This window comes from Pigmentiphaga kullae (assembly GCF_004216695.1).
In the GTDB taxonomy this organism is placed as follows: Bacteria; Pseudomonadota; Gammaproteobacteria; order Burkholderiales; family Burkholderiaceae_B; genus Pigmentiphaga; species Pigmentiphaga kullae.
Genome location: NZ_SGXC01000001.1, coordinates 487,108 through 503,600 on the forward strand (window position 1 = coordinate 487,108; position 16,493 = coordinate 503,600).

A 16,493-nucleotide genomic window follows, 5' to 3' on the forward strand; every position below is an offset into this window, starting at 1 on the left:
CCGCTCACGCCGCATCCGCGCCCGCGTCCCTGGCCTGGGCCGCCACCCGCTCGAACGCCGCCCTGAGCACGCCCAGCGCCGGCTTGTCGACATCCGCCCGGCGGCACACGAAGGCGATCTGCCGCCGTGGTCCGCCCCGCCCCAGCGACAGCTCGCGGAAGCGGTAGGCCTTGCGCAGCGGGTCGTAGGGCTGCGGAATGATGGACACTCCCAGCCCCGCCGAGACCATCGCGATGATGGCATGGCTGGACAGGAGATCGATACGGCTTTTCATGCGCGGATGCAGGCGGTGCACGTATTGCGCGGCAATGCGGCCACCCGTGGAAGTCTTGTCGAAGCGTATCCAGTCGTAGCCGCGCAGCAATTGCTCGACCGTGTCGCCCCGCGCGTCGGGCGGGGCCACCAGCACCATGGTCTCGTGCATCAACGTCTGCCAGTGCAACCGGCTCGATCCGCCCGACTGCGGCCGCACCAGCACCGCGGCGTCGATGGCGCCGTCCCGCAGTTCGCCCAGCAGCCGCTCCGAGCGGCCCCGGGCCAGGTGCACGTCCAGTTCGGGATAGTCCGATTGCAGCACCTTCATCGCCATGGGCAGCAGCGTGGCCTGGATGGAATCGATGGTGCCCAGCGCGACCTTGCCGGACACCCGCGTCTGGCGCCGCGCGCGCAGGGCCTCCAGCGATTCCAGCGTGCCCTGGACCAGCGCCGCGAGTTCGTGCGCGAACGGCGTGGGACGGGCCTGGCGCGCCGCGCGGTCGAACAAGGGCTGCCCGAAATGCTGCTCCAGGTACTTGATGTGCTGGCTGACCGCGCCCGGGGTCAGGTTCACTTCCTCGGCGGCGGCCGCGAAGGTGCCCCGGCGCAGGACGGCGCAAAGGGTTTGCAGGAATTCCAGTTTCATTAGATTTCCTAAACAGACGCATCACGAAAAATCGCTTTTCGTAGTTTATCGAGTGTCTAGAATCCGTCGGATAACCATGACAGGAGACACCCGTGAAGACCGTCCCGCCCGCCGCTGCCCAGCCCCTTTTCCGTCCCGGCCGCCGCGCGGCCTGCCTGGCCGCGATACTGGCCTGCGCCGGGCCGGCGCAGGTGCTGGCCCTGGAAGCCTTTCCCGCCCGGCCGATCACGCTGATCGTGCCCAATCCGCCCGGCGGCTCCAACGACGTGTTCGCCCGCGCGATCGGCAAGCGCCTGGGCGACGCGCTGGGCCAGCCGGTGGTGGTGGACAACAAGGCCGGCGCGGGCGGCAGCGTGGGCGCGGGGCTGGCGGCGCGCGCGCAGGCGGACGGCTACACGCTGCTGTTCGTGTCGTCCACCTACACCACCAATGCCGCCATCCAGACCAATCTGCCGTTCGATCCGGTGCACGCCTTCACGCCGGTCGCCATGGTGGCCAAAGGACCGATGATCCTGACGGTGAACAACGAGCTGCCCGTCAAGACGCCGCAGGAGCTGCTCGCGCAGGCGAAAAGCCAGCCGGGCAAGCTGAACTACGCCAGCTCGGGGGTAGGCAGCATCAACCACTTCGCCACGCACCAGTACGCCCAGGTCGCGGGCGTGCAGATGACGCACGTCCCGTACAAGGGCATGGCGCCGGCCATCAACGACCTGATCGGCGGACATATCCAGGTGCTGATCGCCAGCGGCCCGTCCATCCTGCCCTCCGTGAAGGCGGGCAAGGTGCGCGCGCTGGGCGTGACCAGCGCCACGCCCTCGGCGGTGGCGCCCGGGCTGGCGCCGCTGGCCGCCAACGGCGCGCCGGGCTACGAATCGGGGCTGTGGTGGGGCATCCTGGCGCCCGCTGGCACGCCGGCCCCGGTCGTGGCTCGCCTGAACACCGAGATCAATCGTATCCTGGGCCAGGACGAGATCAAGGACCTGCTGCTGCGCGAAGGCGCCGAGCCCGACCCCAAGACGCCGGACGCGTTCGGCGCCCAGTTGCGGGGCGACATCGAGCAATGGCGCCGTATCGCCCAGCAGGCGAACATCAAGGCGGAGTGATGGCATCGTTGAAGCAACGCGGTTATGAACCCGGCGCGGGCGGTCCGCTGTCGAACGTACGCATCCTGGACCTGTCGCGGCTGGTGGCGGGCAACACGCTCACCCAGGTGCTGGCCGACTTCGGCGCCGACGTGGTCAAGGTGGAAAGTCCGGACGGCGACACCCTGCGCGCCTGGCGCACCCAGGACGTGGACACCAACTGGAAGCTGTACGCGCGCAACAAGAAAAGCCTGGGCCTGGACCTGCGCCAGCCCGCGGCGCGCGAGCTGCTGCTGGAACTGGCTGCCTCGGCGGCGGTGCTGGTCGAGAGCTTCAAGCCGGGCGTGCTGGAGGCCATGGGCCTCGCGCCCGACGTACTGCTGGCGCGCAATCCGCGCCTGGTCGTGGTGCGCATCTCGGGCTGGGGCCAGACCGGACCCTATCGCGGCCGGCCCGGTTTCGGCACGCTGGTCGAGGGCATCTCGGGCTTCGCCGCCATGAACGGTTTCGCCGACCGCGAACCCGTGCTGCCGCCCATGTACCTGGCCGACACGGTGGCCGGGCTGTACGGCGTGGCGGGCCTGCTGATCGCGCTGCGCGAGGTCGAGGTCAACGGCGGACAGGGACAGGTGATCGACCTGCCCCTGCTCGACCCGCTGTTCGCGGTGCTCGGCCCGCAAGCCGCCAACTACCGCCTGACCGGACGCATCAAGCCACGCACCGGCAGCCGCTCGACCAACTCCGGTCCGCGCAACGCCTATCTGTGCAAGGACGGCCTGTACGTGGGCCTGTCGGCCTCGACCCAGAAAATGGCCGAGCGCCTGTTCGTTTCCATCGGCCGGCCCGACCTGGTCGCCGATCCCCGCTACCGCACCAACGCCGACCGCGTGCGCCATGCCGAGGAACTCGACGCCATCATCGGCGCCTTCATCGCGCGGCGCACACAGGCCGAAAACGTCCGCTTCTTCGAGCAGGCCCAGGTCACCATCGGTCCCATCTACGACATCTCGCAGATCGTGGACGACCCGCACTTCGTCGACCGCGAGATCCTGGCCGACTACCCCGACCCCGACATGGGCGCCTTCCCCATGCATCACGTCGTGCCCCGCATGAGCGGCACGCCCGGCGCGATCCGCACCCCGGCGCCGGCCATCGGCCAGCACAACCGCGAGATACTGGCGGCGCTGGGCGTGGACGACGGACGCTACCGCGAACTGGCGCAGGACGGCGCCGTGCACCAGGAACACGCGGACCGCTGAAGGTCCCCACCGCCAAGAGACCTCCATGCGCAGCAAACTCTTCGTTCCCGGCTCCCGCCCCGAACTCTTCGCCAAGGCCCTGGCCGGCGACGCCGACGCGCTGTCCTTCGACCTGGAGGACTCGGTGCAACCCGATCGCAAGGACGAGGCGCGCGCCGCCGTCGCAGCCTTCCTCGCGCAGCGGACCGCCGGCGCCGGCAAGCGCATGGTCGTGCGGATCAACGCCTGGGACTCGCCGCATTTCCGCGCCGACCTGGACGCGGTGGCGCTGCCGGCGCTGGACCTGGTCAACCTGCCCAAGGCCGAATCCCCGCGCGCCATCCAGGCCACGGCGCTGCGACTGGACGAGATCGAGCGGGCGCGGAGCATCGTCCGGCCGATCGGCATCCTGGTAAACATCGAGACGCCTGAGGCCCTGGCGCGGGCCGCGGAACTGGCGGGCGCCCATCCGCGCGTGGCGGGGCTGCAAGTCGGGCTGGGCGACCTGTTCGAAGACCTGGGCGTGGACCGGCGCGACACCGCCGCCGTACATCACGTCCTGCTGGCCATACGGCTGGCCGCCGGCCGCGCGGGCGTCTGGGCCTGCGACGGCGCCTATGCCGACATCGCCGACCGCGCGGGCTACCTGGCCGAGGCGCACATGGCGCGGCGGCTGGGCTACGTGGGCAAGAGCTGCATCCATCCCAGCCAGGTGGCGGCGGCCAACGAGGCCTTCCGGCCCACCGACGAGGAAATCCGGCACGCGGCGCGGGTGCTGCAAGCCGAGCAGGAAGCGGCGCGCGACGGCCTGGGCGCCTTCACCGTGGACGGCCGCATGGTGGACGCGCCCTTCATCCGCCGGGCCCGCGCCATCATGGAAACGGCGCGCCGCCTGGGGCTGGCCGGCTAGGCTCCCCGCCCCCGGGGCGGCCACGCGGGCTACAGCGTGTGGCTGCGGTCGCCCCGGCCGAAGCCCGACAACGGCCGGTCCAGGCCGCGGCCCACCGCCAGCACCTTGAACAGTTCGCCCATCTCGGCCGGCGACAGCAGCTTCTGCACCGGCGCCACCGCCTGCGCATAGGCGGCCACATCGGCCGGATCCACGCGGGACAACAGTTCCATCAGCCCCGCATTCATCAGGAAGCCGGCCTGCGAGGCATAGCCCAGCACCTCCAGCCCGCCCGCAACCGCCGCCTCGGCCATGGCCGTGAAATCGACGTGGGCGGTGATGTCCTGCACGCCCACGGCGACCAGCGGATCGGCATGCGCCACGTGCCGCAGATGGCACATCAGCGTGCCTTCCATGCGCTGCGGGTGGTAGTACTCGGCGCGCGAGAAACCGTAGTCGATCAGCAGGGCGGCGCCCGCTTGCAGCCATGCCCCCATGCCGCGCACGAAGGCCTCGCCCTGCGGGTTGATCTCGGACACGTAGCCCGGCAGCGGCGGCATTCTTGCTTCGACCGCCTGGACGAGGTCGGCCGGCGCCGCGCGGTCCTGCCAGGCGAAGCCTTCGTCGCCCTGAAGGGCGACGCCGCGCTCCAGCAGGCCGGCATCGGTCCAGTGGAACAGGCGCACGGGCATGGCATCGAGCACTTCGTTGGCCACCACGCAGCCCACGAAGGACGCCGGCAGGGCATCGAGCCACTCGACCCGGCCGCCATGGACCGCCAGCCGCGTCCGCTGGCGCTCGCGCAGGTCGGCCGAGACCTCGACGATGCGATAGCGCGCCGGCACGCCCAGCTCGTCCAGCGCCGCCAGCAACCCGGCCGCCAGCGCCCCGGTGCCGGCGCCGAACTCCAGCACCTCCATGCCGCCGCAGGCCGCCAGTACTTCGGCCACCTGCCGCGCCAGGGTCTGCGCAAACAGGGGCGTGAGCTCGGGCGCGGTCACGAAGTCCCCGGACGGATGCCGCCCGCCCTCGGCCAGCTTGGCGCTGCCGGCGGCGTAGTAGCCCAGGCCGGGCGCGTACAGGGCCTCGTCCATCCATCGGTCGAACGGCAGCCAGCCGCCTGCGGCGCGGATCTTCGTCTGAAGATGGCGGGCGACGAGGCGGGAATGGGCGCCGGCGGCGGGATCGAGATCGGGAAGCTTGCTCATGCCGCCATTTTCCCATGACTGCGTGCCGCGCCCCCTCCTTGCTAAAATCCCTGTCTTGCCGTCATCCGGACCCGACTCGCCATGCGCGAAGCGCGCCCTTCCTCCCCCCGTCCCGTCGTCCTGGTCACCGGCGCCGCCCGCCGCATCGGCCGGGAAATCGCGCTGGCCTTCGCCCGCGCGGGCTGGGACGTGGCCGTGCACTATGCGACCTCGCGCGACGCCGCGCTGGAAACCTGCGACGCCCTGCGGGCCCTGGGCGCCCGCGCCGAGGCCCATGCCTGCGACCTGGCCGACCCGGCCGCCGCCGAAACGCTGGTCCCCGCCGTCCAGGCCGGATTCGGCCGCGTGGATGCGCTGGTCAACAATGCCTCCACCTTCGAATACGACGACGTCGCCTCGTTCGACGCCCGGATGCTGCAGACCCACCTGCTGCCCAACCTGGTCGCGCCCGTGGTACTGGCGCGCGCGCTGGCGGCGGACGTGGCGCGGCGCGGGCCGGACGCCCGCGGGGCGGTGGTCAACCTGCTGGACCAGAAGCTCTGGAACTACAACCCGGACTTCTTCTCCTACACGCTGAGCAAGGCCGCCCTGGAAGCCGCCACGACCATGCTGGCCCAGGCGCTGGCGCCGGCGGTGCGGGTGGTGGGCGTGGCGCCCGGGCTGACCATGATCAGCCATATGCAGACGCCCCAGCAGTTCGCGCAGACCCATGCGATGTCGCCGCTGGGCCATGCCAGCCGCCCCGAGGACATCGCCCAGGCGGTCCTGTTCGCGGCGCAGAACCGCTCCATCACCGGCACGACGCTGCTGGTCGACGGCGGACAGCACCTGGTCGGCTTCGACCGCGACTTCAGCATGATGAACCCGCCGGCGGGCGCCGCCGGCCAGACTTGAGTAAAACCATGGGCACACGCCGCATTTTCTTCAACCGCCTGGCCATCGATGCGCAGATCGGCATACTGGATCACGAACGCGGCGCCACCCAGCCCCTGCACGTCGATGCCGAGATCGACCTGCGCGACGTGGACAAGCCCACCCACGACGGCATCCAGGAAGTGCTGGACTACCGGCGGCTGCGCGAATGCATCATCGACGAGTGCACGCGCACCCATGTGAACCTGATCGAGACGCTGTGCGACCGGCTCGCCCAGCGCCTGCTGGAGCAGTTCCCGGAGATCGGCAACGTCCGCCTGCGCGTGGCCAAGCCGCAGGCCTTCGCCGATTGTGCCGCCGTGGGCATCGAGGTCACCGCCAGCCGCGGCCAGGGGAACTGAGATGGACTCCATCGTCATCCCCGCCGCCCCGGCCGCCGACGCGGGCCGCGCGCGGCTCAAGCTGGAACGCGAGCGCAACAAGCTGGAAAAGCGCCTGATGCGCGAAGCCGGTCGCGCGATCGGCGACTTCAACATGATCGAGGCGGGCGACCGCGTGATGGTGTGCCTGTCGGGGGGCAAGGATTCCTACGGCATGCTCGACATCCTGCTCAAGCTGCGCGAGCGGGCGCCCATCGACTTCGACATCGTCGCCGTCAACCTCGACCAGAAGCAGCCCGGCTTCCCCGACGACGTGCTGCCGCGTTACCTGACCGAACTGGGCGTGCCCTTCCACATCGAGACCCAGGACACCTATTCCATCGTCACCCGCGTCATTCCCGAGGGCAAGACGATGTGCTCGCTGTGTTCGCGGCTGCGGCGCGGCATCCTGTACCGTGTCGCCGACGAGCTGAAGGCGACCAAGATCGCGCTGGGCCACCACCGCGACGACATCCTCGCCACGTTCTTCATGAACATGTTCTACGGCGGGCAGTTGAAGAGCATGCCGCCCAAGCTGGTGTCGGACGACGGCCGCCACACGGTGATCCGGCCGCTGGCCTATATCAAGGAAGACGACCTGATCGCCTATGCGCAATGGAAGGGCTTCCCCATCATTCCCTGCAACCTGTGCGGCTCGCAGGAGAACCTGAAGCGCAAGGAAGCCGGGCGCCTGATCGACGAATGGGAACGCGCCTTTCCCGGGCGTATCGAGAACATCTTCAACGCGCTGTCGCGCGTGACGCCCTCGCACCTGCTCGACCGCGGCCTGTTCGACTTCGTCAACCTGCGGCCCACCGGCGTGCCCGACCCGGATGGCGACACGGCCTTCGACCACGTCGATCCGCAGCCCTCCCCGGCCAGCCCATGCGGGGACGAAGCCGACGAACCCCTGGCCGAACGCACCGTGCGCTTCTTCCGCGACGGCCCCGCGCATTGAACGCCACGCCGGTCCTGGAGGCCCGAGGCGTCGCCCGCCGCTTTCCCAACGGCGTGGACGCGCTGTCGCCGATCGACCTGACCGTGCGCGCGGGCGAATTCGTCACGCTGCTGGGCCCCTCCGGGTGCGGCAAGACGACCCTGCTGCGCATCTTCGCCGGACTGGACACCCCCACCGCCGGCACCCTGCGCCGCAACGGCCAGGTCGACGACCTGTCCTACGTGTTCCAGGACGCCACCCTGATGCCCTGGGCCTCGGTGGCCACCAACGTGCGGCTGCCCCTGGACCTCGAACGCGGCCCGCGCCGGCTGCCCATGGAGGCCCGGCGCGGCCGGGTGCGCGAAGCGCTGGAACGGGTGGGACTGGCCGACTTCGACGCGGCGCGCCCCAGCGAGCTGTCCGGCGGCATGCGCATGCGCGTGTCCATCGCCCGCGCGCTGGCGACCCAGCCCAGCCTGCTGCTGATGGACGAACCCTTCGGCGCGCTGGACGACATCACCCGCCAGCACCTGGACGATGAACTGCTGGGCCTGGCCGCGCGCCAGAACCTGACCGTGGTGTTCGTGACCCACAGCATCTTCGAGGCCGTCTACCTGTCGAGCCGCGTCGTCGTCCTGTCGCGCCGGCCCGGCCGCATCGTGGCCGACATTCCCATCGAGGCTCCCGAGCGCGACGCCGCCTTCCGTGTCTCGCCGGCCTTCGCCATGCAGGCCGCCCGCTTGCAGGCGGCGCTGCTGGAGGGACAGCAATGAACGCCTGGCTGCGCCTGGGCGCCCCCGTCGCGGTCGCGCTGGTCGTGATCGGTCTGTGGCAGGCCCTGGTGCGCGCGTTCGACGTCCCCATCTACCTGGTACCCGCGCCGGTGGACGTGGCCCAGGCCCTGGTGCGGGACTGGGACCTCCTGTCCGGCTCGCTGTGGGTCACGCTGGAGATCACCGGTCTCGCGCTGCTGGCGGCCACCGTGCTGGGCGTGCTGCTGGCCTTCCTGTTCGTGCAGAGCCGCGTCATCGAGGCGAGCCTCTTCCCCTACGCGGTGCTGCTCCAGGTCACCCCCATCGTGGCGGTCGCGCCGCTCATCATCATCTGGGTCAAGCACACCGTGGTGGCGCTGACCCTGTGCGCCACCATCGTCGCGATCTTCCCCATCATCAGCAACACGGTACTGGGACTGCGCAGCATCGACCCCGGCCTGCTCGACTTCTTCCGCCTCAAGCGGGCCAGCCGCTGGCAGATCCTGTGGCGGCTGCGCCTGCCATCGGCCCTGCCAGCCTTCTTCGGCGGCCTGCGCATCGCCTGCGGCCTGGCCCTGATCGGCGCTGTCGTGGCCGAATTCGTCGCCGGCACCGGCGGCTCGCAAACCGGCCTGGCCTACCAGATCCTGCAAGCCGGCTACCAGATCAACATCCCCCGCCTGTTCGCCGCGCTGCTGCTGATCACCCTGGCCGGCGTGGTGCTGTTCGCGGCGATGACGCTGTTGTCGCGCGTCGTGCTGCGGGGCTGGCACGAGATGCGGTAAGCCATCCAGGACCTGCCTGTCCTGTTTTCACCACGCCTCATGTGCTACCCTGTACTTATCATGTAACACATCGGGGAGCAACGCCATGAGCGAGGCAACCTTTACATTCAGGGTCGATGAGTCGCTGAAGACCGCTTTCGCCACCGCGGCCAAGGCTCGCGACCGGACCGGCGCCCAACTTCTACGCGACTTCATGCGCGAATTCGTGCAGCAACAACATGAAGCGGCCGAACATGACACCTGGTTCCGCCGCGAAGTGAAAGCCGGGCAGGACTCCGCGAATGGCGGCCGTCTGGCACCGGCCGCCGAGGTCGAAACCCGATTCGCAGCCCGTCGGGCTGCCACGCGCCGCCGGCTTGAACAGTCAGAATGATCCAACTGTATTGGACATTCGAGGCCATTGGCGACCGTGAATCGATCTATGACTACATCGAGACCGACAACCCTGTCGCCGCACTCGCCCTCGACGAACTGTTTGAAGAAAAATCCGGCCGCCTGATCGACCACCCGGACATGGGCCGGCCTGGCCGTGTCGCCGGTACCCGGGAACTCGTCGTACACAGGCACTATGTGCTGGTTTATGACATGACCGGCGAGAAAATACGTGTACTGCGTGTACTGCACGCAGCCCGGCAGTGGCCACCATCCAAGGAGTGAGGCATATGAAAAATACCCCCATGGCGAGCCTCCTGGCCGCCCTGCCCCTTGCCCTGGCCTTCCAGGCCCACGCCCAGTCCCCCGCGCCCGCCGACAAGCTCGTCTTCGGCTCGAACTGGTACGCCCAGGCCGAGCACGGCGGCTTCTACCAGGCCCTGGCCGAAGGCACCTACAAGAAGCACGGGCTGGACGTCGCCATCAAGATGGGCGGCCCGCAGATCAACGTGCTGCAACTGCTGCTGGCCGGCCAGTACGACGTCGCCATGGGCGACGACCTGCAGACCTACAAGGCCGTGGAACAGGGCCTGCCGCTGGTCACCGTGGCTACCACCTTCCAGCAGTCGCCCACCGTCCTGGTGTCCCACCCCGGTCCCAAGACCCTGGGCGACCTCAAGGGCAAGACCCTGTACATCGGCCAGGCCAGCGAGACCACCTACTGGCCCTGGCTCAAGACCAAGTACGGCTTCACCGAGGCCCAGAAGAAGCCCTACACCTTCTCGGTCCAGCCCTTCCTGGTGGACAAGAACTCCGCCGTGCAGGGCTACCTGGCGTCCGAGCCCTACACCATCGAGACCCAGGGCCGCTTCAAGCCCACCGTGTTCCTGCTGGGCGCCTACGGCTACCCTCCCTATGCGCAGACCATCGTCGCCACCAAGACGGGGCTGGACGCGAAGAAAGACGCGATCCGCCGCTTCGTCGAGGCCAGCGCCGAGGGCTGGAAGAGCTACCTGAAGAACCCCGCCCCCGGCAACGCGCTGATCCTGAAGGACAACCCGCAGATGACGCAGGCCCTGCTGGACTACGGCGTCAAGGCGCTGCGCGACGCGCGGCTGGTGGACGGCGGCGATGCCCGGACGCAGGGCCTGCTGACCATGACCGATGCGCGCTGGAAGAAGACCTACGACTTCATGGTGCGCGAGAAGCTCTTGAGTCCCAAGGTCGATTACCGGTCGGCGTTCACCACCGACATCGTCGACCAGGTCCGTGTGCTGCCCTGAGCCGCGCGGCGTTCCGGCGCGGACCGGCCATGCATAGCGACGAACTCGACTGCTTCTACCAGGTCGCACTGTGCGGCGGCATACGCAAGGCCTCCGAGCGGCTGGACCTCGCGCCCTCGGTCGTGAGCCGTCAGGTCGGCCGCCTGGAATCGGAGCTGCAGATCAAGCTGTTCGACCGCAACAGCCGCAACATGACGCTGACGCCCGCGGGCCAGGTCTACCTGAACTACGTCGAGAGCCTGCGCCAGAACCGCAAGCTGGTCCTGGAGGAACTCGACGCGCTCAAAGGGCTGCGCACGGGCCATGTGAAGCTGCGCACGATAGAAGGCTACGCCGCCGAACTGGCGGCCTCCACCATCGCGACCTTCCGGCGGCAGTACCCCGGCATTACCTTCGAACTCGCCATGGACGGCAGCGACCAGATCATGGCGGCCATCGAGGCGGGGCGGGCGGACATCGGCATCGCGCTGTCGCCGCGCGCGGCCAGCGCTATCGAATGCGCCGTCCGCCTGCCGGCGCCGCTATGCGCGGTGGTCTGGCCCGGCCATCCGCTGGCCGGGCGATCGACGGTATCGATGGCCGAGCTGCTGGCCTATCCGCTGGCGCTGCCGCCGCCGGACACCGGCATCCGGCATCTGCTGGACGCGGTGGCCCGCGTCGACAAGCTGGAACTGGCGCCGGCCCTGGTCACCAGTTCCATCGCGGCGATGCAGGCCTTCGTGCGCGACCAGGGCGGCGTCGCCATCCTGCTGGGGGTGTCCCTGCACCAGCAGGGCACAGGCGGCCAGGTAGTGGGCGTGCCCCTGTCCGACCCGCTGCTGGGCCGGACCGCGCTCGAAATCTGCCTGCTGGGCAGGCGCCGGCTGACGCCGGCGGTCAACGCCTACTTGCGCCACCTGCGCGCCCACGTCGAAGGCAGGTCCTAGTCCAGCGTCACGCCGGCGCGCTTGATGAAGCCGCTCCACTTCTCGGTATCCTTGCGGACGAACTCGGCCAGTTCCTGCGGCGAGCTGGTCGCCAGTTCCGCGCCCTGCTCGGACAGGCGGCGCATGACTTCCGGCGATTGCAGGCTGGCGACCACGGTGTCGTGCAGGACCTTGACCACCGGCTGGGGAATGCCGGCCGGCCCCATCACTGCGTACCACAGCGAAGCATCGAAGCCCGGCAGTCCCGCCTCGGCCAGCGTGGGCAGCTCGGGCAGCACCGCCGAGCGCTTGGGCGTGGTCACGCCGATGGCGCGCAGCGCGCCGCTGCGGATGTGGGGCAGCATGGTGGGCAGGCTCTCGAAAGCCATCTGCACCCGGCCCGCCAGCAGGTCCACCACCGCGGGTGCCGTGCCCTTGTACGGCACGTGGGCGGTCTGCACGCCGGCCAGCTGGTTGAACATCACGCCCGACAGGTGCTGGATCGAACCGGCGCCCACCGACGAGAAATTCAGCTTGTTCGGGTTGGCCTTGGCGTAGGCGATCAGTTCCTTCAGGTTATGCGCCGGCACCGAGGGATGGATGACCAGCACGTTGGCCACGGTCGCCACCAGCGTGATGGGCGTGAAATCCTTGACCGGATCGTAGGTCAGCTTGCTGTAGATGGCCGGGGCCGTGGCATGCGTGGCGGCGCTGGCCAGCGTCAGCGTATAGCCGTCGGGCGCGGCCCGCGCGACCTGGGACGTGCCGATGGTGCCCGTGGCGCCGGGCCGGTTCTCCACCACCACGGGCTGCCCCAGGCGGCTGGCCAGTTGCTCGGCCAGCGCGCGCGACAGGATGTCGTTGCCGCCGCCCGCCGTCCACGGCGATATCCACTGGATGGGCTTGGCCGGGTAGGCCTGGGCGCTGGCGCCTTGCCAGCCCAGCAGGCCCGCCGCGAGCAGGATGAAAGCGGATAGTTTCCTTGCAGGATTCATGATGGGTTCCTTGGTCAGACAAGCGCCCGCCGCACGAAATCCAGGCGATCCTGTCCGAAGAACAGTTCACCGTCGATGACGAAGCTCGGTACGCCGAATATCCCGTTGGCCAGCGCCTCCCGGGTATGGTCCTCGAACAGGCCGCGGCAGGACGGAGCGTCCCCCCCGGCCACCAGCTCGCGGCCGGGATAGCCGGCCTCGTCGGCGATCCGGACCAGCGTCTCCGGGTCGGAGATGTCCAGATCGCGCACCCACACCCCGGCCAGGATGGCCTGGGCCAGCGGCCAGACGGGCAGCCCCGCGCGCTCGGCGGCCAGGACGGAACACGCCGCCAGCGACTCGTCCACCGGATGATGGCGCGGCTGGTCATTGATGGGCATGCCCAGGTGCCGGGCCCAGCGCGTGCGCTCCACGCCGCGGTAGGCCCGGCGCGAGGGATGCAGGCCCGCCAGCGGCGCGCCGCCGGTTTCCCGGAACACGCGCAAGAGATCGATGGGGCGGTAGACGATGCGGGTGCCCGTCTCGGCGGCCAATTCGTGCAGCCTGGGTCCGGCCATGTAGACCCAGGGCGACAGCAGCGAGAAATAGAAGGTCAGGGTCTTCACGCGTGGCCTCCGTCTTCCGGATCGCGGGTCAGCAGCACGGCATCGAGCGCGGCGGCGCCGCGGCCGGCCTCGAACACCCGGAAAGGATTGATGTCGATGGACTCGATGCGGTCGGCGTGCCGGTGCGCGAACACCGACAGGCGTACGATGGCGCGGACCAGCGCGTCCAGGTCGGCGCGGGGCCGGCCGCGCGCGCCGTCCAGCAGCGCGAAAGCCTTGAGTCCGCGCACCATGCTCATCGCCCCCTCGGCGTCGACCGGCGCGATGCGCAACGATACGTCGTCCAGCAGTTCGGCGTAGATGCCGCCCATCCCGACCATCACCACCGGACCGAACACCGGATCGCGCTGCACGCCCAGGATCATTTCCACGCCGGCGGGCGCCATGGGCGCGACCAGCATGCCCTCGATGCGCGCCCGCGGCGCGGCCCGTGCGACGCTTTCGCGCATGGCGGCCCAGGCCTGGCGCAGCCCCGCCTCGTCGGCGATGTCCAGCGCCACGCCGCCCGCCTCGCTCTTGTGCACGATGTCCTGCGACAACACCTTGAGCGCCACGGGATAGCCCAGCTCCGACGCGGCTGCGCAGGCGTCGTCGATGCCCGCCACCGCCCGCTCGGGCGGCACGGGTATGCCCACGCGGGCCAGGACGTCCTTGGCCGCGTGCTCGTTGGCCGCCTCCAGCGCCGGGAAATGCGGCACGTGCGGCAGGCTGGCCAGATCGGCCGGCCCCGGGCTGGGCTGCGACAGCGCGCGCAGGGCGGACAGCGCCCGGATCGCGCGCGAGGCATCCTCGATCAGCAGGTACCCGTGGTCGGCCAGTTCGTCCTGCAGCGCCTGCGGCGCCAGCATGGACAGCACCAGGGCCGGATCGGGAAATTCGCGGCGCAGGTCGGCGAAGATCTCGGCCAGCGGCTGCTGCAGCGGCGGCGAATACGGCATCGCCGTCAGGAAGAACACCACCGCCTCGTAGCGCCCCTCGCGCAGCATCGTGCGCAGGAAACGCCGGAACAGTTCCATGTCGCTCCAGATCTGCGCCGTGCCGTCCACCGGATTGCGCACGGCGGCCAGCGGCAGCATGGCGCGCAGCTCGTCCTGCGCCGGCTGCGGCAGTGGCGCCATGTCGAGCTTTTCCTGCTCGGCGACGTCGGCCATCAGCACGCCCACACCGCCCGACACGGTGAACACTCCCACCCGGCCTTCGGTGATGCGCTTGCCGCTGCCCGCCGCGTAGGCGGCATCGAAGAAGGATTCGATGGAATCGGCGCGATGCACGCCATACTGGCGGAACAGGCTGTCGAACACGCGGTCGTTGCCGGCCAGCGCGCCCGTGTGCGACTGCGCCGCCGCCCGCCCGACGTCGGAGCTGCCCGCCTTGACCATGACCACGCGCTTGCCGCGCTCGCGCGCCAGCGCCAGCGCGTGCACCAGCCGGTCGGGGCTGCGGCAGCCTTCCATGTAGCCCATGATGACGTCGGTCTGGTCGTCGCGCGCGAAGTGCGCCAGGCAGTCGGCCATCTCGACATCGCACTCGTTGCCGGTGGTCACCCACGCGCCCAGGGGCAGCCCGCGGCGGCGGGCCATCACCAGCGCCTGGCCGCCGAACGCGCCGCTCTGACTGACCAGCGCGGTGCGGCCCAGGCGCGGCAGGCCCAGGTCCACCATGAAGGCGAAGCTGGCGATCATGCCGATGCGGAAATTCATCACGCCCATGCAGTTCGGACCGATGATGCGCATGCCGCTCTCGCGCGCCAGCGCCGACAGCCGGGCCTGCATGGCGGCGCCTTCGGGGCCGATCTCCGCGAAACCGGCGCTGAACACCGTCATCGCCTTCACCCCGCGGTCGGCACAGGCCTGCGCAGCCTCCAGCACCGCCGAGGCCGGCAGCGCCACCACCGCGTGGTCCACGCCCAGCGGCAGCTCGGCCACGCTGCGCAGGGCCGGCAGCCCCTGCACCTCCCCACCCCGGGGATTCACCGGCAGGATGGTCCCGCCATAGCCGTGCGCCTTCAGGAACTTGATGGGACGTCCGCCTATCTTCAGCGGATCGGCCGAGGCTCCCAGCACGGCGATCGAGGCCGGGGAAAACAACGGATCGAGGGAACCGGCCGCGTGCTCGCGGACGGGGGGGTCAATGCGGTCCAGCATGGTGCAGGGGTCCTCCGGACAGGGCAGGAAAGCCGCAGTCCTTGACGGCGATGACATCGATGAATTCGGAGCGGGGCGCCAGGCCCTCGGCCAAACAGGCGCGCGCCGCCTGGGTCCAGGCGGTGTAGGGCGGCACGGGCTCGCCCGCGGCGCGCAGCCGGCGGGCGATGCGGGCACGCGTGGCGGCGTCGGGCGCGTCGGCGGCCTTGGCCAGCGCGCGCTCGGCAAAGAACAGGTGAAGCAGGGCCCGGGCCTGCGGGCCCGCGGCCAGTTGCGCGAAACGCTCGCGCTCGGCCTCGCAGCCCTGCTCGAAGGGCAGCGCGGCGGCGGCCAGGATCAGTTCGACAGCCAGCGGACCGGCCTCGCGGCCGGGAAAGGCCTGCTCGGCCACGTCCAGGTAGCGCGCCCGCAGCGCGTCGGCCCGCGCGCCGTCCGGCACGACAAGCCCGGCCGTGCGCCGCCACGGCAGGCGGCCCGAGGCGATGTCGTTCGCGCGGCGCACGGCGGCGGCCACCGGATCGTCGGCCACCTCGTCCAGCAGCCCCTGGGCCAGCGCGGTCGCGGCGTCCACGCCCCGGGCCCGCGCCACCATGTCCAGCGCCGCTTCCAGGCCCACCAGGCGCGGCAGCCGCTGGGTCCCGCCGGCGCCGGGCACCAGGCCCAGGTTCAGTTCGGGCAGCATCAGCAGCGCGTCGTCGGCGCCCACCCGCGCATGGCAGGCCAGCGACAGCAGCGTGCCGCCGCCTATGCATTTGCCGCGCACCGCGGCCACGACAGGTTTGGGGAAAGTCTCGATGCGCCGGGCGAGATCGGCCATCCGGACCGTGCCTGGCGCATCGGGCCGGCCGACCTCGCGCAGGTCGCCGCCGCCCGAGAACATGCGGCCCGTGCCGGCCACGACCGCGCCGCGCAGTGCCGGGTCACGCTCGATGCCGGCCAGCGCCTCGGCCAGGGCGGCGCGCACGTCCGCCCCGATGGCGTTGACCGGTGGGTGATCGATCCACAGGATGGCGATGCCGTCCCGCAGCACGGAAGAAACGAAGGAAGAAGACACGAGACCGCCGGGGAAATGCCAGGCGCCCATTCTCGCGGGCGCTACCGGGGC

At 70.2% G+C, this 16,493-nt stretch carries 18 protein-coding genes; 12 read left to right on the top strand and 6 right to left on the bottom strand.

Features of this window, described 5'->3' with window-relative positions:
• Positions 1-4: 4 nt before the first annotated feature.
• The gene (locus tag EV675_RS02400; RefSeq protein ID WP_130355822.1) at positions 5-901 is read right to left on the bottom strand and encodes a LysR family transcriptional regulator; all 897 of its coding nucleotides are present in this window, start codon (positions 899-901) and stop codon (positions 5-7) included.
• A 92-nt stretch (positions 902-993) separates the two neighbouring features.
• Here EV675_RS02400 and EV675_RS02405 point away from each other — a divergent pair, with 92 nt between their 5' ends.
• Genes EV675_RS02405 through EV675_RS02415 form a run of 3 tightly spaced genes read left to right on the top strand, consistent with a single transcriptional unit; the run spans position 994 to position 4,131 of the window.
• Positions 994-2,004 (top strand): tripartite tricarboxylate transporter substrate binding protein, encoded by a 1,011-nt coding sequence (locus EV675_RS02405; RefSeq protein ID WP_130355823.1) that lies wholly within the window; start codon positions 994-996, stop codon positions 2,002-2,004.
• Positions 2,004-3,242 (top strand): CaiB/BaiF CoA transferase family protein, encoded by a 1,239-nt coding sequence (locus EV675_RS02410; protein ID WP_242621311.1) that lies wholly within the window; start codon positions 2,004-2,006, stop codon positions 3,240-3,242. The genes EV675_RS02405 and EV675_RS02410 overlap by 1 nt, the downstream gene beginning before the upstream one ends.
• A gap of 25 nt (positions 3,243-3,267) precedes the next feature.
• Positions 3,268-4,131 carry an HpcH/HpaI aldolase/citrate lyase family protein gene (locus EV675_RS02415; RefSeq protein WP_130355825.1) on the top strand — a complete coding sequence of 288 codons (864 nt, stop codon included), beginning with the start codon at positions 3,268-3,270 and terminating at the stop codon, positions 4,129-4,131.
• A gap of 29 nt (positions 4,132-4,160) precedes the next feature.
• On the opposite strand, the gene EV675_RS02420 is transcribed toward EV675_RS02415, so the two are convergent.
• Positions 4,161-5,318: a class I SAM-dependent methyltransferase gene (locus EV675_RS02420; RefSeq protein ID WP_130355826.1), complete on the bottom strand. Its 1,158-nt coding sequence runs from the start codon at positions 5,316-5,318 to the stop codon at positions 4,161-4,163.
• Positions 5,319-5,399: 81 nt separating this feature from the next.
• On the opposite strand from EV675_RS02420, the gene EV675_RS02425 reads away from it, so the two are divergent.
• The 9 genes from EV675_RS02425 to EV675_RS02465 all read left to right on the top strand — a co-directional run bounded on the left by EV675_RS02425 (position 5,400) and on the right by EV675_RS02465 (position 11,665).
• Positions 5,400-6,212 carry an SDR family oxidoreductase gene (locus EV675_RS02425; RefSeq protein WP_130355827.1) on the top strand — a complete coding sequence of 271 codons (813 nt, stop codon included), beginning with the start codon at positions 5,400-5,402 and terminating at the stop codon, positions 6,210-6,212.
• Positions 6,213-6,220: 8 nt separating this feature from the next.
• Complete coding sequence (gene folB / locus EV675_RS02430; RefSeq protein ID WP_130355828.1) at positions 6,221-6,592, top strand: dihydroneopterin aldolase; 372 nt, start codon at positions 6,221-6,223, stop codon at positions 6,590-6,592.
• Between the two features lie 10 nt (positions 6,593-6,602).
• Positions 6,603-7,568: a tRNA 2-thiocytidine(32) synthetase TtcA gene (ttcA, locus tag EV675_RS02435; protein ID WP_423213214.1), complete on the top strand. Its 966-nt coding sequence runs from the start codon at positions 6,603-6,605 to the stop codon at positions 7,566-7,568.
• The gene (locus tag EV675_RS02440) at positions 7,565-8,320 is read left to right on the top strand and encodes an ABC transporter ATP-binding protein (protein WP_242621312.1); all 756 of its coding nucleotides are present in this window, start codon (positions 7,565-7,567) and stop codon (positions 8,318-8,320) included. Before ttcA ends, EV675_RS02440 begins: the two co-directional genes overlap by 4 nt.
• Entirely contained in the window at positions 8,317-9,084 is a 768-nt protein-coding gene (locus tag EV675_RS02445; RefSeq protein WP_130355831.1) for an ABC transporter permease, read from the top strand. Before EV675_RS02440 ends, EV675_RS02445 begins: the two co-directional genes overlap by 4 nt.
• A gap of 85 nt (positions 9,085-9,169) precedes the next feature.
• Positions 9,170-9,457, top strand: a complete 288-nt coding sequence (locus tag EV675_RS02450; RefSeq protein ID WP_124691626.1) for a CopG family ribbon-helix-helix protein — start codon at positions 9,170-9,172, stop codon at positions 9,455-9,457.
• Positions 9,454-9,741 (top strand): type II toxin-antitoxin system RelE/ParE family toxin, encoded by a 288-nt coding sequence (locus EV675_RS02455; RefSeq protein WP_202865569.1) that lies wholly within the window; start codon positions 9,454-9,456, stop codon positions 9,739-9,741. The genes EV675_RS02450 and EV675_RS02455 overlap by 4 nt, the downstream gene beginning before the upstream one ends.
• A gap of 5 nt (positions 9,742-9,746) precedes the next feature.
• Positions 9,747-10,739, top strand: coding sequence for an ABC transporter substrate-binding protein (locus EV675_RS02460; RefSeq protein ID WP_207221905.1), 993 nt, complete (start codon positions 9,747-9,749; stop codon positions 10,737-10,739).
• Positions 10,740-10,768: 29 nt separating this feature from the next.
• Positions 10,769-11,665, top strand: coding sequence for a LysR substrate-binding domain-containing protein (locus tag EV675_RS02465; RefSeq protein WP_130355832.1), 897 nt, complete (start codon positions 10,769-10,771; stop codon positions 11,663-11,665).
• Here EV675_RS02465 and EV675_RS02470 read toward each other — a convergent pair.
• Genes EV675_RS02470 through EV675_RS02485 form a run of 4 tightly spaced genes read right to left on the bottom strand, consistent with a single transcriptional unit; the run spans position 11,662 to position 16,442 of the window.
• Entirely contained in the window at positions 11,662-12,639 is a 978-nt protein-coding gene (locus EV675_RS02470; protein ID WP_130355833.1) for a Bug family tripartite tricarboxylate transporter substrate binding protein, read from the bottom strand. The two genes, EV675_RS02465 and EV675_RS02470, sit on opposite strands and share 4 nt — an antisense overlap.
• A gap of 14 nt (positions 12,640-12,653) precedes the next feature.
• Positions 12,654-13,244 (bottom strand): 2-hydroxychromene-2-carboxylate isomerase, encoded by a 591-nt coding sequence (locus EV675_RS02475; RefSeq protein ID WP_130355834.1) that lies wholly within the window; start codon positions 13,242-13,244, stop codon positions 12,654-12,656.
• The gene (locus EV675_RS02480; RefSeq protein WP_165404395.1) at positions 13,241-15,388 is read right to left on the bottom strand and encodes an acetate--CoA ligase family protein; all 2,148 of its coding nucleotides are present in this window, start codon (positions 15,386-15,388) and stop codon (positions 13,241-13,243) included. Before EV675_RS02480 ends, EV675_RS02475 begins: the two co-directional genes overlap by 4 nt.
• Positions 15,372-16,442 carry an enoyl-CoA hydratase/isomerase family protein gene (locus tag EV675_RS02485; RefSeq protein WP_165404396.1) on the bottom strand — a complete coding sequence of 357 codons (1,071 nt, stop codon included), beginning with the start codon at positions 16,440-16,442 and terminating at the stop codon, positions 15,372-15,374. The genes EV675_RS02480 and EV675_RS02485 overlap by 17 nt, the downstream gene beginning before the upstream one ends.
• Between the last annotated feature and the right edge of the window lie 51 nt (positions 16,443-16,493).

Excerpts from the sequence above, each read along its gene's own strand:
- EV675_RS02400 (WP_130355822.1), bottom strand. The coding sequence starts at position 901 with ATGAAACTGGAATTCCTGCAAACCCTTTGCGCCGTCCTGCGCCGGGGC.
- EV675_RS02410 (WP_242621311.1), top strand. The coding sequence starts at position 2,004 with ATGGCATCGTTGAAGCAACGCGGTTATGAACCCGGCGCGGGCGGTCCG.
- EV675_RS02415 (WP_130355825.1), top strand. The coding sequence starts at position 3,268 with ATGCGCAGCAAACTCTTCGTTCCCGGCTCCCGCCCCGAACTCTTCGCC.
- EV675_RS02420 (WP_130355826.1), bottom strand. The coding sequence starts at position 5,318 with ATGAGCAAGCTTCCCGATCTCGATCCCGCCGCCGGCGCCCATTCCCGC.
- EV675_RS02425 (WP_130355827.1), top strand. The coding sequence starts at position 5,400 with ATGCGCGAAGCGCGCCCTTCCTCCCCCCGTCCCGTCGTCCTGGTCACC.
- folB (WP_130355828.1), top strand. The coding sequence starts at position 6,221 with ATGGGCACACGCCGCATTTTCTTCAACCGCCTGGCCATCGATGCGCAG.
- EV675_RS02445 (WP_130355831.1), top strand. The coding sequence starts at position 8,317 with ATGAACGCCTGGCTGCGCCTGGGCGCCCCCGTCGCGGTCGCGCTGGTC.
- EV675_RS02450 (WP_124691626.1), top strand. The coding sequence starts at position 9,170 with ATGAGCGAGGCAACCTTTACATTCAGGGTCGATGAGTCGCTGAAGACC.
- EV675_RS02455 (WP_202865569.1), top strand. The coding sequence starts at position 9,454 with ATGATCCAACTGTATTGGACATTCGAGGCCATTGGCGACCGTGAATCG.
- EV675_RS02460 (WP_207221905.1), top strand. The coding sequence starts at position 9,747 with ATGAAAAATACCCCCATGGCGAGCCTCCTGGCCGCCCTGCCCCTTGCC.
- EV675_RS02465 (WP_130355832.1), top strand. The coding sequence starts at position 10,769 with ATGCATAGCGACGAACTCGACTGCTTCTACCAGGTCGCACTGTGCGGC.
- EV675_RS02470 (WP_130355833.1), bottom strand. The coding sequence starts at position 12,639 with ATGAATCCTGCAAGGAAACTATCCGCTTTCATCCTGCTCGCGGCGGGC.
- EV675_RS02480 (WP_165404395.1), bottom strand. The coding sequence starts at position 15,388 with ATGCTGGACCGCATTGACCCCCCCGTCCGCGAGCACGCGGCCGGTTCC.